General features: G+C 69.0%; 13 protein-coding genes. 11 read left to right on the top strand and 2 right to left on the bottom strand.

The genetic code is table 11. The annotated features are described in order from the left end of the window. The first annotated feature begins 41 nt into the window (after nt 1-41). The 7 genes from ABN273_RS26345 (at nt 42) to ABN273_RS26375 (ending at nt 8928) form a co-directional block, all read left to right on the top strand. Nucleotides 42-1679 (top strand): PucR family transcriptional regulator ligand-binding domain-containing protein, encoded by a 1638-nt coding sequence (locus tag ABN273_RS26345; RefSeq protein WP_349451677.1) that lies wholly within the window; start codon nt 42-44, stop codon nt 1677-1679. Nucleotides 1680-1689: 10 nt separating this feature from the next. Continuing rightward, entirely contained in the window at nt 1690-1893 is a 204-nt protein-coding gene (locus ABN273_RS26350; protein ID WP_349451678.1) for an RNA-binding S4 domain-containing protein, read from the top strand. Nucleotides 1894-2103: 210 nt separating this feature from the next. Next, nucleotides 2104-3516: a uracil-xanthine permease family protein gene (locus ABN273_RS26355; RefSeq protein WP_349451679.1), complete on the top strand. Its 1413-nt coding sequence runs from the start codon at nt 2104-2106 to the stop codon at nt 3514-3516. Then, a complete protein-coding gene (locus ABN273_RS26360) occupies nt 3513-4343 on the top strand; it encodes an FAD binding domain-containing protein (RefSeq protein ID WP_349451680.1) in 831 nt (276 codons plus the stop codon). Before ABN273_RS26355 ends, ABN273_RS26360 begins: the two co-directional genes overlap by 4 nt. After that, nucleotides 4333-4842: a (2Fe-2S)-binding protein gene (locus ABN273_RS26365; protein WP_349451681.1), complete on the top strand. Its 510-nt coding sequence runs from the start codon at nt 4333-4335 to the stop codon at nt 4840-4842. The genes ABN273_RS26360 and ABN273_RS26365 overlap by 11 nt, the downstream gene beginning before the upstream one ends. After that, nucleotides 4839-7199 carry an aerobic carbon-monoxide dehydrogenase large subunit gene (gene cutA, locus ABN273_RS26370; RefSeq protein WP_349451682.1) on the top strand — a complete coding sequence of 787 codons (2361 nt, stop codon included), beginning with the start codon at nt 4839-4841 and terminating at the stop codon, nt 7197-7199. The genes ABN273_RS26365 and cutA overlap by 4 nt, the downstream gene beginning before the upstream one ends. A 427-nt stretch (nt 7200-7626) precedes the next feature. After that, nucleotides 7627-8928 (top strand): MFS transporter, encoded by a 1302-nt coding sequence (locus ABN273_RS26375; protein ID WP_349451683.1) that lies wholly within the window; start codon nt 7627-7629, stop codon nt 8926-8928. Nucleotides 8929-9131: 203 nt separating this feature from the next. Here ABN273_RS26375 and ABN273_RS26380 read toward each other — a convergent pair whose 3' ends face one another. Further along, nucleotides 9132-11738, bottom strand: coding sequence for a class III lanthionine synthetase LanKC N-terminal domain-containing protein (locus ABN273_RS26380; protein WP_349451684.1), 2607 nt, complete (start codon nt 11736-11738; stop codon nt 9132-9134). A gap of 49 nt (nt 11739-11787) precedes the next feature. Beyond that, nucleotides 11788-11991 carry a hypothetical protein gene (locus ABN273_RS26385; protein WP_349451685.1) on the bottom strand — a complete coding sequence of 68 codons (204 nt, stop codon included), beginning with the start codon at nt 11989-11991 and terminating at the stop codon, nt 11788-11790. A gap of 306 nt (nt 11992-12297) precedes the next feature. Here ABN273_RS26385 and ABN273_RS26390 point away from each other — a divergent pair, with 306 nt between their 5' ends. The 4 genes from ABN273_RS26390 to ABN273_RS26405 all read left to right on the top strand — a co-directional run bounded on the left by ABN273_RS26390 (nt 12298) and on the right by ABN273_RS26405 (nt 14970). Beyond that, nucleotides 12298-13317 carry a leucine-rich repeat domain-containing protein gene (locus tag ABN273_RS26390; protein WP_349451686.1) on the top strand — a complete coding sequence of 340 codons (1020 nt, stop codon included), beginning with the start codon at nt 12298-12300 and terminating at the stop codon, nt 13315-13317. A gap of 53 nt (nt 13318-13370) precedes the next feature. Beyond that, entirely contained in the window at nt 13371-13790 is a 420-nt protein-coding gene (locus tag ABN273_RS26395; protein WP_349451687.1) for a hypothetical protein, read from the top strand. 50 nt (nt 13791-13840) lie between these two features. After that, on the top strand, nt 13841-14254 hold the full coding sequence (locus tag ABN273_RS26400) for a hypothetical protein (protein ID WP_349451688.1): 414 nt from the start codon (nt 13841-13843) through the stop codon (nt 14252-14254). A gap of 503 nt (nt 14255-14757) precedes the next feature. Beyond that, nucleotides 14758-14970, top strand: coding sequence for a hypothetical protein (locus tag ABN273_RS26405; protein WP_349451689.1), 213 nt, complete (start codon nt 14758-14760; stop codon nt 14968-14970). The last annotated feature ends 96 nt before the right edge of the window (nt 14971-15066 follow it).

Here is a 15066-nt window from a genome sequence, read left to right on the forward strand (position 1 = left end):
GCTCTTCCTGACAGACCGCTTCTGGAGTCACAATCGTCCACATGGAACCCCCCGTCCGCCTCGCCAGCACAGGGACGATCATTCACGGTGTCTCCGTAGGAGAGGTGCTCGGCGTCTCCACCCTCGCCGACGCCAGGCTGATCGCGGGGGAGAGCGGTCTCGGCCGCATCGTGCAGCGGCTGAACGTCATGGAAGTGCCCGACATCCTGGCCTGGGTCAAGCCGCACGAGCTGCTGCTCACCACGGGCTACCCGCTGCGCAACACGCCGCAGTCGCTCGGGCGGCTGGTGGCCGACCTGGACGAGCGCGGGCTGGCGGCACTGGCGATCAAGCTCGGGCGATACGTGGACGAGCTGCCCGAGGAGATGGTCGAGCAGGCCGACCGGCTCGGTTTCCCGCTCATCCTGCTGCCGAACGACGTCGGGTTCGACGACATCCTCAACCAGGTGCTGACGGACATCCTGAACCGCCAGGCCGCCGTGCTGGCCCGCGCCGAGGAGGCGCACCGGGCGCTCGTGCAGGTGGTGCTGGCCGGCGGCGGGCTCAACGAGGTGACCGCCGAGGTGGCGCAGCTGCTCGACGTGTCGGTGGCCGCCGTGGACGGCTCGGGCCGCGTCCTGGCCACCGCGGGCGCCGCCGAACACGTGCCGGTCCTGCGCGAGTCGATCTTCCGCGAGGGCCCGCCCCTCACTGCCGCCGCATCGGGGGCGACCGAGCCGGTCGTACGGAGTGAGGCCATGAGCACGCGGTCGTTCGCCTCGGTGCCCGTGCTGGCCGGGGGTCATCACCACGGCAGGATCGTCGCCTACAGCCCGTCCGGGACGATCAGGGACAGCGACGTCGGCATCCTCGAACGCGCCGCCACCGTCGCCGCGCTCGTCGTGACCCGGCAGGAGGCGGTCAACGCCGTCGAGAGCAAGTACCGCGCCGACTTCCTGCGCGACGTGCTCACCGGCCGGGCGGGCACGGCGGAGCGGGTCACGGCCAGGGCGCGGGCGTTCGGGTGGGACCTGTCGCGCCCGGTGACCGTGCTGGTGGCCGAGCTGGACCCGGACGGCGACGAGCGCAGCGCGCAGGACCGGCTGGTGGCGTGCTGGACGGCGGCGATGCGGCGGCACGACCCGCGCGGGGCGGTCGCGGGGTTCTCGCACGAGGTGGTGGCCGTGGTGGACGCCGCGATCGACGCCACCCGGGTGGCCAAGGACGCGGCCTCGGCCTTCGCCGACGTGCCGCCCGCCACGTTCTCCACCGGCACCTCCCGGCCGAGCCCGGGGGCGGAGACGCTGCCGGAGGCGTACTCGCAGGCTCTGAAGGCGGCCCGGGTGGGCCGCCAGCTGCACGGCCCGGGGGCGGTCGCCCACTTCGACCAGCTCGGGGTCTACCGCCTGCTGTCCCTGGTGAACGACACGGAGGAGCTGCACTCGTTCGTCCGGGAGACGCTCGGGCCGCTGGCCTTCGACGACGACGCCGAGAACGCCGACCTCCGGCGCACCCTGCAGGTGCTCCTGGAGACCAACCTCAACGTGGCGGAGACGGCCCGGCGGCTGCACTTCCACTACAACACGCTGCGCTACCGGATCGGCAAGCTCGAGCGCCTGCTCGGCAACTTCACCGACGACCCCCACCTGCGCCTCAACCTCACCCTGGCCCTGCACGTGCTGCGGATGCGGGGGATCTAGGGTTGGGGCTGTGGACTTCGAACTGCGCTCCGAGTACATCCCGCTGTGTGACCTGCTGAAGTACTGCGGGATCACGGAGACGGGCGGGATGGCCAAGCAGCTGATCGCCGAGGGTCTTGTGCTGGTGGACGGCGAGGTGGAGCTGCGCAAACGGGCCAAGATCCGCGCGGGTCAGGTCGTCAGTGGAGAAGGCTTCTCGATCCGGGTGGAGTAGCGGGGACCTGTTTACTCGACGGGTCCGTTTACCACCGGCCGCAGCACTGGAACTGACCTCACACCCAAGCCGATCTCGAGTGCGCGAGCTTTTCACTGGTCCTGCGCGTAGATTTGGCAGATCATGCCCGTGTAGCACCGTCCCGGCGGGCCTAATGTGCCCGCAACGGAACGTGTCGCCAGCGAAACGCCCAGTACAAGAGGGGCTCTCATGGTTTTGGGATGGACCAAACACGGTGATGGCAAGCACCTGGCGCCCGGAGAGGTGGTCAGGCCGGACGAACGGCTGAGCTGGCCCAGGATGGTGGGGTTCGGGGCGCAGCACGTGATCGCCATGTTCGGCGCGACGTTCGTCTTCCCCCTCGTGATGGGGCTGGACCCGAACGTCGCCGTGATGATGTCAGGCGTCGCGACGATCCTGTTCCTGCTGATCGTGAAGGGCAAGGTGCCCAGCTATCTCGGCACCAGCGCGTCCTTCGTGGGCGGGGTGTTCGCCATCAGGGCGGCGGCGGGCGGTGACACCGCGGGCGCGGACGCGATCGTGACCGGCGCCATCCTGGTCGCCGGGTTCGTGCTGGCGCTGGCCGGACTGGCCATCCACTTTCTCGGCGTGCAGATCATTCACCGTATCTTCCCGCCGGTGGTCACCGGCGCGGTCGTGATGCTGATCGGGTTCGGGCTGGCGTTCGTGGTGGCGGACGTCTACTGGCCGCAGGACCACTGGGTCGCTTTCATCACGATGCTGGTCACGTTCCTGGTGATCGTGCTCTTCAAGGGGTTCACCGGGCGCATCGGGATCCTGATCGGGCTGGTCTTCGGGTTCGTGCTCTCGTGGGTGCTGGACAGGACCGCGGGGCCCATCACGTCGGTGCTGCCGGGGGCCAATCTGCGGGACGCCGCCGGGGCCAGTTGCCCCGTCGAAGGTACGTACTGCGTGGCCACGGCCTTCCCGCATGATCGGGTGGACTTCGCGTCCGTGGCGAGGGCGGAGTGGTTCGGCCTGCCGGACTTCCACGCCCCCGACTTCAAGACCTCGGCCGTGCTGCTGGTGCTGCCCGCCGTCATCGCGCTCATCGCCGAGAACATCGGGCACGTCAAGGCCGTCGGCGAGATGACCGGGGCCGACGTCGACCCGTACGTGGGCCGGGCCGTGGTGGCCGACGGCGTGGGCACCATGGTCGCCAGCGCGGTCGGCGGGTCGCCCACGACCACGTACGCCGAGAACATCGGCGTCATGGCCGCCACCAAGGTCTACTCGACCGCCGCCTACTACATCGCCGCCGTCATCGCCATCCTCTTCGGCCTCTGCCCCAAGTTCGGCGCGCTGGTCGCGGCCACGCCGGACGGCGTGCTGGGCGGCGTCACGGTCATCCTGTACGGGATGATCGGGCTCCTCGGCGCCAGGATCTGGATCGAGAACAGGGTGGACTTCGCCGATCCCGTGAACATGGTTCCGATCGGTGCGGGCATCATTCTGGCCATCGGACCTGTGAACCACTTCATCGGCGGCGACTTCACCCTGGAGGGGATCGCGCTCGGCACCATCGTGGTGCTGGGCGGATATCACCTGCTGCGGGCCATCGCCGGCCGCGCCGCCGAGCCGGTCAGGAGCGAGGCCGGGTGAAGCCGCCGCCGTTCGAGTACCACGCTCCCCGCGACCTCGGCGAGGCGCTCAGGACGCTCGCCGAGGTGGGCGGGAAGGTGCTGGCCGGAGGGCAGAGCCTCATCCCCATGCTCAACATGCGGCTGGCGGCTCCGGCGCATCTCGTCGACATCAACCGCCTCCAGGAGCTGCGGGTCCTGGAGACGACGGAAGACGGTGTCCGGGTGGGGGCGGCGGTCAGGCACGCGGAGGTGGAGCGGGCCGAGGCGCATCCGCTGCTCAGCCGGGCGCTCAAGCTGGTCGCGCACCCCGTGATCAGGAACCGGGGGACCGTGGTGGGCAGCCTCGTGCACGCCGATCCGGCCGCCGAACTGCCCGCGGTGCTGGCCGTGCTGGGCGGATCCGTACGAGTGGCCCGCTGGGAAGGCCCGGTACGCGACGTGGGCGCAGAGGAGTTCTTCGTCGGGCCCATGGAGTCGGCGGTCCAGCCGGGCGAGCTGGCCGTGTCGGCATATTTCCCGGCATTGGGGGCGCGTACCGGGGCAGCATTCGAGGAGGTGGCCAGGCGGCACGGCGACTACGCGCTGGCGGGGGTCTGCGCCGTCGTGACGCTCGACGAGGACGGCGACCTCGAAGCCGCCAGGCTCGCCTGCATCGGCGTCGGCCCCGTGCCGGTCGTCGTGGACGTGACCGACAGCCCCGCGGACGCGGCGCGGGTCGTACGGGAACGGGTCGAACCGGAGGACGACATCCACGCGTCGGCCCACTACCGCCGCCACCTCGTGGGCGTGCTGGCCGAGCGGGCGCTGCGGAACGCGACCAGGGAGGCTGGGGCTCGTGGAGCATGAGATCACGCTCGTCGTGAACGGCACCGCGAGGCGGGTCCGCGTGCCCGCCCGCCGCCTGCTGTCCGACTGCCTGCGCCACGACCTCGGCCTGACCGGCACCCACGTCGGCTGCGAGCACGGCGTCTGCGGCTGCTGCACCGTGCTGCTCGACGGCCAGCCGGTACGGTCGTGCCTGACGTTCGCGGTCAGCGTGGACGGCGCCGAGATCACCACCGTGGAGGGACTGGCTCGCGACGGGTCTGAGCGACCGAGCCGCCCCCACGGAGTGGAGGCCATGAGCGCAGTGCAGCGGGCGTTCGCCGAGTGCCACGGGCTGCAGTGCGGGTTCTGCACGCCGGGGTTCCTGTGCACGGTGACCGCCATGCTGCGGGACAACCCGGCGCCCACCGACGAGGAGGTGCTCGAGGGCATCTCCGGCAACCTGTGCCGGTGCACCGGCTACCAGAACATCGTCAAGGCCGTCCACCGGGCCGCCGAGCTGCTGGCGGAGGAAGCATGACGACGAGGCTGTTCGGGGAGCCCGTGCAACGGCGGGAGGACCCCAGGCTGCTCACCGGGCAGGGCCGCTACCTCGACGACCTCGGGCGTGACGCGCTGGCCGCCGCGTTCGTGCGCTCGCCGCACGCGCACGCCCGCATCCGGGACATCGACGTGGCCCCCGCGCTCGACGTGGAGGGGCTCGTCGCCATCTACACCTGGGAGGACCTGCCCGAGCGGGTCGGCAGGGCGCTGCCGCTGCTGATCCCGCACCCGGCGCTCACGCACGGGCGCACCGCGTACCCGCTGGCCAGGGACGTCGTCAGGCACGTCGGCGAGCCGGTGGTCATGGTCGTGGCCACGGACAGGTACGCGGCCGAGGACGCCTGCGCGCTCATCGAGGTCGACTACGAGTCGCTCAAGCCGGTCGTCGGCCCGGAGGAGGCGGTGCAGGGCGCCCAGCTCGTGCACGAGGACGTGCCGGGCAACGTCGGCGCGCACCTCGTCCAGGAGGTCGCGGGGGCCGACGGGCGCGGCGCGCGGGAGGCGATCGAGACCGCGCCGCACACGCTCGCCTTCCGCCTCGACATCGAGCGCAGCGCCAGCATGCCCCTGGAGGGGCGCGGCGTGTACGCCCGCTGGGACGGCAGGGACCTGCGCGTCTACTCCAGCACCCAGACCTCCACCAGCGTCCGCATGGCCGTGGCCGCCGCCCTGGAGCTGCCGCTGCCGCAGGTCGAGGTGATCGCGCCCGACGTGGGCGGCGGCTTCGGAGTGAAGATCGTTCACCCGTGGCCCGAGGAGGTGCTGGTGCCGTGGGCCGCCATGGCGCTCGGGCGGGAGATCAAGTGGACGGAGGACCGCAGGGAGCACTTCGTCTCGTCCGCCCACGAACGCGGCCAGGTGCAGTACGTACGGGTCGGCTTCGACGACGACGGCCGCGTGCTCGGCCTGGACGTGACGATCCTGCACGACCATGGCGCCTACACGCCGTACGGCATCATCGTGCCGATCGTCACCTCGACGCAGCTCCTGGGGCCGTACAAGATCGGGGCATACCGGGTCGAGTTCACCGCCGTCTACACCAACACCGTGCAGGTCACGCCCTACCGGGGAGCCGGCAGGCCGCAGGGCGTGTTCTGCATGGAGCGGACCATGGACAAGATCGCCCGGCACCTCGGCAAGGACCGGACCGAGGTGCGCGAGGCCAACTTCATCGGGCCCGACGAGTTCCCGTACGACCAGGGGATGACGTTCCAGGACGGGCGGCCGCTGATCTACGACAGCGGGAACTATCCGGAGATGCTCCGCATGGTCAAGGAGCTGATCGGCTGGGACTCCTTCGAGAGACGCCCCGGCCGGGGCATCGGCGTCGGCTGCTACGTCGAGGGCACCGGCGTCGGCCCGTACGAGGGCGGGCACGTGCAGGTGACCTCCGACGGGCGGGTGCACGTGTCCACCGGGCTCACCTCGCAGGGGCAGGGGCACGAGACGGCGTTCGCGCAGATCGCCGCCACCGAGCTGGGGGTGCCGATCGAGCGGGTGAGCGTGGTGACCGGCGACACCCGCAGGTTCGGGTACGCGGTGGGCACGTTCGCCTCGCGGGCGGCCGTCGTCAGCGGCAACGCCATCGCGCTGGCCTGCAGGAAAGTACGCGAGAAGGCGCTGCGGATCGCCGCCGACGCGCTGGAGGCCGACCCGGCCGACCTGGAGATCACCGACGGGATGGTGCACGTCACGGGCGTGCCGACCGCGTCCATCCCGCTGTCCACGGTGGCGGTGCTGGCCAACCCGCTGCGGTACGCCTTCGACGACGAGACCGCGAAGGCGACCCAGTTCGCCGGCACCACGTCCCCCGACCGGCCGCCGGTCGCCGAGGGCGAGGAGCCGGGGCTGGAGGGGCGCGGCTACTACTCGCCGATCAGGTCCACGTTCGCGTCCGGCATGCACGCGGCGATCGTCGAGACCGACCCGGAGACCGCTGAGGTCAAGGTGGTGCGGTACGTGGTCGTGCACGACTGCGGCCGGCTGATCAACCCCATGATCGTGGAGGGCCAGATCCACGGGGGAGTGGCGCAGGGCATCGGCGGCGCCCTCTACGAGCGCATGGTGTACGACCCGCACGGCCAGCTCGTCAACGCCTCCTTCATGGACTTCCTCATGCCGTACGCCACCGAGATCCCGCACATCGAGACCGCCCACCTGGAGACGCCCTCGCCGCTCAACCCGCTCGGCATCAAGGGCGCGGGCGAGGCCGGCGTGATCCCCGTCTCGGCGGTCATCGCCTCGGCCGTCGAGGACGCCGAGGGCATCCCCATCGACCGCATGCCGATCTCGCCCTCCGAGCTCTTCGACCTGCGCGGCTCCCGCGCGGAGTGACGTGTACGCCCTCAGCGGCTGCGAGACGAGCTGCAACCCGGGACGATGCCGCTGACCGGCTCAAGGGCGCGGGCTGGATGCTGCCGGTGACTGCGAACCTCGCCGGCGACGGGGTTCGGTCCGGGCGCGAGACGGGGCCGGACCGACGCCCTGATGCTTGTAGTGCCCCATCCTTCCGTTCCCGCTCATCCCGCCCTGCCTGGCGCCTGATGTCGGGCATCAGATCATGAAGTCAGCTGAAGAACTTGCACAAAGCGTGTCCCATCTCCGATCATGAGGACTTGTCAGACGTGATCGACAACCGGTGGATCTGGTTGGTCGAGATGCAGGGTGACTCTGTTGGGACCAATTCCCGCTAAGTGTGTGGTCCCGTCGCAGGCCGGACCGCACTTTCTCGCTTTCGTATCGTGAGAGGAATCGAGCGCTCGTGGACGAGCAGGAGGTCGAAGGCTCTCCAGGGAAGGCGGCCCCGGCTGCTCGGCCCGCGACATTCCGCGAGGTCTTCGGCGTCTCGGAATACCGCTATCTGTTCACAGCGGCAGTGTTGTCCTGGATCGGTGACTACTTCGCCAGGGTGGCTGTCGCCGTTCTGATCTTCAGTGACACCGGCTCCGCACTGCTGTCCGCCGCAGGCTTCGCCGTCAGCTACCTGCCCTGGGTGGCGGGAGGGCCCGTGCTGGCCGCGCTCGCCGAGCGGTACCCATATCGGCGCGTCATGATCCTTTGTGATGTGGGCCGGCTCGCCCTGGTCGCCCTCATGGCCCTGCCCGGACTGCCGTTGCCGGTGCTGCTCCTCCTGTTGCTCACCTCCTCGCTGCTCACGCCCCCGTTCCAGGCGGCCCGTTCGGCGATGTTGGCGCAGATCCTGACCGGAGACCGCTACGTCATGGGTCTTTCGGTGCAGAACACGGCGGGCCAGGCGGCTCAGGTGGCGGGGTATGCGCTCGGGGGAGTGATTGCCGCCGTCGATGCGCATGTCGCGCTGCTGATCAACGCGGCGACCTTCGGGGCTTCGGCGCTACTGCTATGGCGCGGTGTGCGGCCCCGTCCTGTGGGCACGACCGCGGCGCCTCGCCGGTCGCTGCTGAAGGAGACGGGTGACGGCATCAAACTCGTGTTCGGGCATCGGGTCATGCGGCCGATCGCCCTGGTGGTGTTCAGCATGGTCGCGATCCAGATCGTGCCGGAAGGGCTGGCCGCCGCATGGTCGGCAGAGCTCGGCGGCGGCTCGCACACCGCGGGCCTGCTGATGGCGGCGATGCCGATCGGCAACGTCATCGGTGCCTTCTTCGTACGAGTGATGGTGCCGGCGCGGCGGCTGAAGCTGATCAAGCCGGTACTGCTGATGAGCCCACTTTTCCTGATACCTGCCCTTGCGGATCCTCCGGCCATTGTCGTGTTCTTCCTGGGGGTCTGTACCGGTGTCACCGCCACGGTGATGGTGCCACTCAACGGGCTGTTCACGAGTGTCCTTCCGAGCGACTTCCGCGCCCGCGCGTTCGGGATCATGCAGGGGGGCATACAGATCTCGTTCGCCACCGCCGTGCTCACCTCGGGCGCACTGGCGGAAATCTTTCCGGTGCCGGTCGTGGTGGGAGTGTGGGGCGTCTGCGGCCTGGTCCTGATGGCTGTCGCGGTACGAACCTGGCCGCGGACCGTAGTCATCGACGCCGAGGTGTCCCGCGCCGCAGACCTCAACCGCCAGAGCTCTTCCCTCCCGGTCGCGTAGCGAAGCCCTGACCTCTTGCGCCGTCCGGTTGCCGGACCTCCAACCGGTACGACGAGGAACCCACGAGCCGACCACCTCGTCGGGGACGGTGGGCCAGGCCGCCAACGCGGTCCTTGCGCCTTGGCTGCTGCCGTCGACGATGAGTTCGCGGATGATCTCGTCCAGGGCGGCGAAGACGGGTGAGAAGGGCTCGAACGGCACCTTCACGGCGCGTTTCTCACCGTGATGCCAGGCAGGGGAAGGACCGATTCACCGCCCTGCAGGGCGAGCCGGCGGAAGAACCCTAGGATTCCGGCCAGCCCGGTCGCCAGCGAGGCGCCGCCAGCCTCGCCCGGATCCTTGATGAAGACCGGATGGTCGACCGGACCGGCGCTGCGCAGCAGCATCTGCACGGCAACGGCGTATGCCGCGTCCCAGCGCCGTGGATCCCCGTCGAGAACGGCGAGATCGATGAGCGCGTTGCCGATGCCGGCCGCGCCGCAGCACTGATCGAGTACGCCGATCCGGGGCAAGAAGAGCTCCATCGCCGTGCCGATGCCTCTTGCGAGGTCGGCCAGAGCCGGATCGTTGACCGCCGCGCCTGCGCGGAGCAGCGTGTGCGCTATGCCGGCCAGGCCCCGGCACCAGGAGAGAGCGAGCGGCGGCGCGGATCGCTCGCGCGCATGCCGTGCCCACATTTCGGCGTGTTCGGCCAGCCGGTCGGTGCGTTTGACGGCCTCCGCCAGCAGACGATGGTCTCCGATACGCGCACCAGCGCTGATCAGCAGCTCGATGACGCCCGCCTGGCCGTACGCCAGCCCCATTGATGAGTCGACGGACGCCCAGCGGCGCGGCGGGTCACCGTCGGCCTTCGGGCCGAGTCCGCCGTCGCTCATGGCAGACTCCGCGCATCGCCGGACGACGGCAAGATGGGCTGGGTCGGCGTCGTGCTGCGACAGCAGTAGGTGGCCGATCCCGACACCGGCGGCCCCGGTGATCAGCCCGGGCCCTTCCGGTTTCCACTCCACGCCCGGCACGTACGGACCGCGATACTCATCGGGTGGTGCGATGCCGTGGTCGCGCGCTCGGATCAGGAAGACGTCGACTCCTGTCCGGCCGTGAAACAGACCTGGTGGCAGGTGAGGAGGCATGGCACGGACAGTGACGGCCGCCAGATCGTGCACGCAGTCGGCGACACCTGGCACGTCCAGATGTTCCAGCAGTTCAAGGCCGATGCCCGCAGTCCCGTCGTGGACATCGGTGCTGTACGCGAGTGTCGGCGGGTCGGCCAGGATTCGACGTGTCTGGGCGAGCAGGTCGGTGAGAACGCTTCCGGCGATGTCCGCGGCGAGTTCGGGGGTGACGTTCGGCGGTGCAGGCAGGCGCCGGGATCGTTTCGCGCTGTCCTCGGTGGTGCGCCGGATGGAGATCTCCCCGGTCGCGAGCCGCCGCAGTGCGGTTCGGGCGGCGGCTCCGTCGCCGAGCAGGTCCGCGATGATGCCGATCAACCCGGTCGGCTCCTCGCCATAGGCGGATCGAATGGCCTGGAGCGCGCGCCGACGAGGCAGATCGAAGTCATCGCCCAGCGTGACCGGCCGCAGGAACCGCGTCGCGAACAGCAGCGTCATGGCGAGGGCGTGAAGGTCGTCGGTGTCTCGTGGCGGCTCGTCGCGCCGCTGCCGCGCCGGCGCATAGCCATCTGTCCCGCCAGGGAGGTGCAGGCCGTCGTAGCCGGCCACGCCGAAGTCGACGACGCTGACCCGGTCACCGTCGATTACCACGTTCCTCGGTGAGAGGTCGCGCATGACGACGCCGCGGGCATGAAGATCGAGGAGGATCTCGGCGAGTGGCCTGGCGAGCGTTTCGAGGGAGCGCCGATCGCCGGTGCCATGATGCGAATCGATCGGATAAGGACCGTTCTGGGCGACGTCCTCAAAGAGATTGACCGGGCCGACGTCGGAAGTCACCAAGAACTCGTCCTGGCCGTGCCGGAAGTGATCCAGAAATCGCGGGACACCAGGGCAATCCTTGAGTGCCTGCAGGACGCGGCGTTCGTTGCGCAGACGCATGCGGATGTCACCCGAGGTCGCATGTTCGTCCACCAGAGCGCGGGCCTGCTTGACCACGACGTTCGTCCCGTCGCGCTGATCGACGGCGCGGTAGACGTTGCCGCGCGCGGATTCGAAGATTCCCGTGACGACCCGGTAGTGGTGGCCGAGAACGGTCGGTTCCTCCAGGGTGGTCTCTTCACCCGCGCGCAGGCCGGTGAACGGATCGACGACCCAGGTCGGCTGTACATAGCGCAGGGCGGCGATCCCCTCGAACTCTTCGCCGCCGGGCCCATCGATCCGGGCGACGAACCGTCCTCGCGCGTCAGAATCCCCGGCCCTTTTGAAGGGGCCATATCGGTAGTACACAGGTGAGGCCTGGTCCACTCGCCGGTCGCTGAGCACTCGCGGCCCCTGGTGGCCGCGCAGGAGTTCGGCCAGCTGGAGGCCGAGCTCACGGACACGTCGCTGGTCGGGATAGATCGTGAACGCCTTGCCGACGCTCGCCGGAGCGGCGTATCCGTCGTTCAGCCTGTCGAGGACCCGGTGCGAGCGTGCGAGCTTGAACACGCAGCCCTCGGCGAGAAGCACGGGAATAAGTTTCTCGACCAGCTCCGAGTAGGTTGCCGACCGAGAGGAGACATGCAATTTCCAGCCGTGCTCGAGCAGGGGGACACCATCGGGATATACCGTGAGCCACGTCGGTCCGAGGTGTATTCGATGGCCGGTCCGTACATGCTCTCCGACGATCTTCTCGATGGCTTCGGAGTCGCCTGCCGCCATATCAGACATTGACGCCAATACGCCAGGAAAGCATGCCGGACCTCTTTCGCTAGGAGTTCAGCACGGCCTCGTCGGCCACACTCGGCCAGGTGCTGTCATCCGCTCTTGACCAGCTGCTGTCGGCTGCCAGCGACCAGCCTGAGTCGGCCTGCAGCCGCCCGTCCTGCGCCGTGACGGTCTCAGGGAAGTCGACGGTCGGCTCCAGCACGTGGCTTCCTGCTTCACGGGGTTCCAGAGTAAGCAGTTCGTTCAACGTAACTCCGTCCTCATCTGCGCCGCTCTGGCGATTTAGGCGATCTTAGCTTGTTTAGCATGTGATGATCTCTGTCTCAACGCTTGACTTTTGGAAGTCGACGTGGCGCCGCTCTCGTCACCCGCCACAGTGAGCGACCGGCCGCTCGTAAACGGCCCCCACCGCACCGGTCCCGACCGCGGGAACAGCGCTCGGGCAGCTCGTGCACACCTCTTCATGTCGCCTCGGTCATCGAGGACGGAAGGCATCGAGATCGACCACATCTTGATCTCCCCGTCCGACGTTCGAGTTGCGTACGATCAACAAGTGACCCGCGCTCCCGATACCGGTCTGACCGCTTTCCCCGCCGTCCCAGCCGACGTCCGGTTGATCGACCTGGCCTGGAACGCGCTCACCGAGGTCCCGGAATGGGTGGCCGGGCTCGCCTCACTGGAGGAGCTGCGGCTCGACGGCAACCGCCTGCGCCGGCTGCCTGATCTGTCCGGGCTCGCCGCGCTGCGGGCGCTGCACCTCGACGGCAACGAGCTGACGTCCTTCCCGAGCTGCCCGCCGCAGCTGGAGACGCTCTTCCTGTACGGCAACCGCGTCGCCACGCTCCCCGACCGGCTGCCGCCGGCGCTCCGGCACCTGGCCGTCGGCGGGAACGGGCTCACAGAGGCGCCCGCGGCGCTGTGGAAGCTGACCGGACTGCAATCGCTCAACCTGGCCGAGAACGCGCTCACCGAGATCCCCGCGGCCATCGGCTCGCTGACCCGCCTGCGCATGCTCGACCTGGGCCACAACCGGCTCACCGAGATCCCGCCCGAGCTCGGCGACCTGCGCCTCACCGACTACCTCTACCTCAGCGACAACCTGTTCACGCAGGTCCCCGAGTCGATCGGACGGCTGGACCGGCTCGCCTATCTCAACCTCACCGACAACCGGCTCACCTGCCTGCCCGGCATGATCGGCGGCATGGCCTCGCTGGTGGAGCTGCGGCTCTACAACAACCGGCTGGAGGATCTCCCCGGCACGATCGGCGGGCTGGCGCGGTTGCGGGAGCTGCACCTGCAGGGCAACCGGCTGACCAGGTTGCCCGCCGAGGTCGCCGGGCTCGGCGAGCTGCGGGTGCTGGATCTGCGCAACAACCGCCTGCGAGAGCTGCCCGAGGCGATGCCGCCCAAGCTCAGCCACCTCGACCTGCGGAACAACCGGCTGCGCGAGCTGCCGGAGTCCCTGGCCGGGCTGACCGCCCTGGAAAAGCTCGACCTGCGGTGGAACAAGCTCGACGGCGATCCCGAGGTGCTGCGGACGTTGACCGCGCGCGGTTGCGTGGTCCTGCGCTGAACCAGGACGGCAGGTCGCTGAACCGGCCCGGCAGGCCCTGCGTACCTCCGCACATGACGACATTTCCACGTCTGGCCGCTTTCGCGCTGCTGGCCGGACTGGTCGCCGGCTGCTCCTCAGAGGGCTGGGGCGACTACGTCGCAGCAGGCGATAACCAGAAGGCCGCCGCGCCCCTGACCGTCGAGCAGTTGTCCGCCAAGGTCGGCTGCAAGCCGAAGATGCAGGTCGAGGCCGCCGACCTGCGTACCGGCTACTGCAAGACCAAGGCCGGGCAGTTCTTCGTCAACACGTTCGCGAGCGAGAAGCTCAAGGACGAGTGGATGGACCGCGCGCCCGAGTACAACCCGCACCTGGTCGGCCCGCGCTGGACGGTGCTGGGGCCGCTCGAGGTGCTGGAGCAGCTGAAGGATCCGCTCAGCGGCGACCTGCACCTGATGGACCACAGGGTCTCCCAGACGCCGGCGCCGAAGTAACCAACCGGTATGGGCTGAACCGGGGTCGGGAGGCCTGCGTACCTCCGCACATGACGACACTTCCACGTCTGGCCGCTTTCGCGCTGCTGGCCGGACTGGCCGCCGGCTGCTCCTCCGAGGGCGGAGGCGGCCATGTCGCAGCACAGCGGGGCGACGCCGCCCCCCTCACCGTCGAGCAGCTCGCCGCCAAGGTCGGCTGCAAGCCGAAGATGCAGGTCAACGCCGCGGAGATCCGTACCGGCTACTGCAAGACACCCGACGGCGAGTTCTTCGTCACGACGTTCAAGAGCCAGGCGGGCAAGGACGCCTGGATGGACGCCGCCCCCGAGTACAACCCGCACCTGGTCGGCAAGCTCTGGACGGTGCTGTCCAGCCGCAAGGTGCTCGACCTGCTCAAGGAGCGACTCGGCGGCGACCTCCACCTCACCGACCACCGGACGAAGCAGATGAAGACGATCGGTTGATGAGAAAGCTGCAAAACGGACTGCCGCTACGGCCTCGGCCATGGACGACAGTGGTGCGGCAGGCTGTTGAGCAGGTTTCTTATCAATGTTTCTCTGTGCTGATCGGTTGCGACTGAGGGTAAGCGGGCGGTAATGTTCAGTCACCGCCGGGTGTCTGACTGGCGCCCGGTCCCCGCCCCCCTTGGTGTGCGCACCAACGGGACAGTGTCCGGCGGGGCGGTGGCCCAAGAGCCGCACTCCCTCCAGGAATGCGGAGTCAGGCCCCGACAGCGCGGCTTTCAACCACGGTCCGCCCGGCCCCCCGGACGGACGCGGCATCGGCTTCCACCGGATCGCATCCCGACCTCGGTCGGTACGCGACGAGGCTACGCTGATGTCCGTTTTGCTCAGGTAAACACAGGGAGCCGAAGACGCTTGAAGCCGACGCCACGCGCCTGCGCGCACATCTAGCGCAGGTCCTCGCCGAGGAAGGCCAGCTCGCGGATCCGGCGTGGCGGAAGGCAGTGGAGATGGTGCCCCGGCACCGGTTCGTGCCCGGCTTCTATCTGGATGCCGAGGAACGTACTCAGGAGGGGCTGACCATCTGGCAGCCGGTCACCGCCGAGCGCGACTATGACCGGTGGTTGGCCGCCACCTACTCCGACATCACTCTCATCACCCAATTCGATGGAGAAGAACCCGACTGGTTCACGTCCAGGGAGATGGTGTGCGGGTGATCAAGCCCTTGGACTGGTACGGGTGAGATCCATGTGACAAGAGACGGCCACTCCGTAATCCTTCGATTCGCTCACATCAACACGAAGGGGACGAAG

The sequence above is a fragment of the Nonomuraea sp. B19D2 genome (assembly GCF_040137845.1).
Classification (GTDB): domain Bacteria; phylum Actinomycetota; class Actinomycetes; order Streptosporangiales; family Streptosporangiaceae; genus Nonomuraea.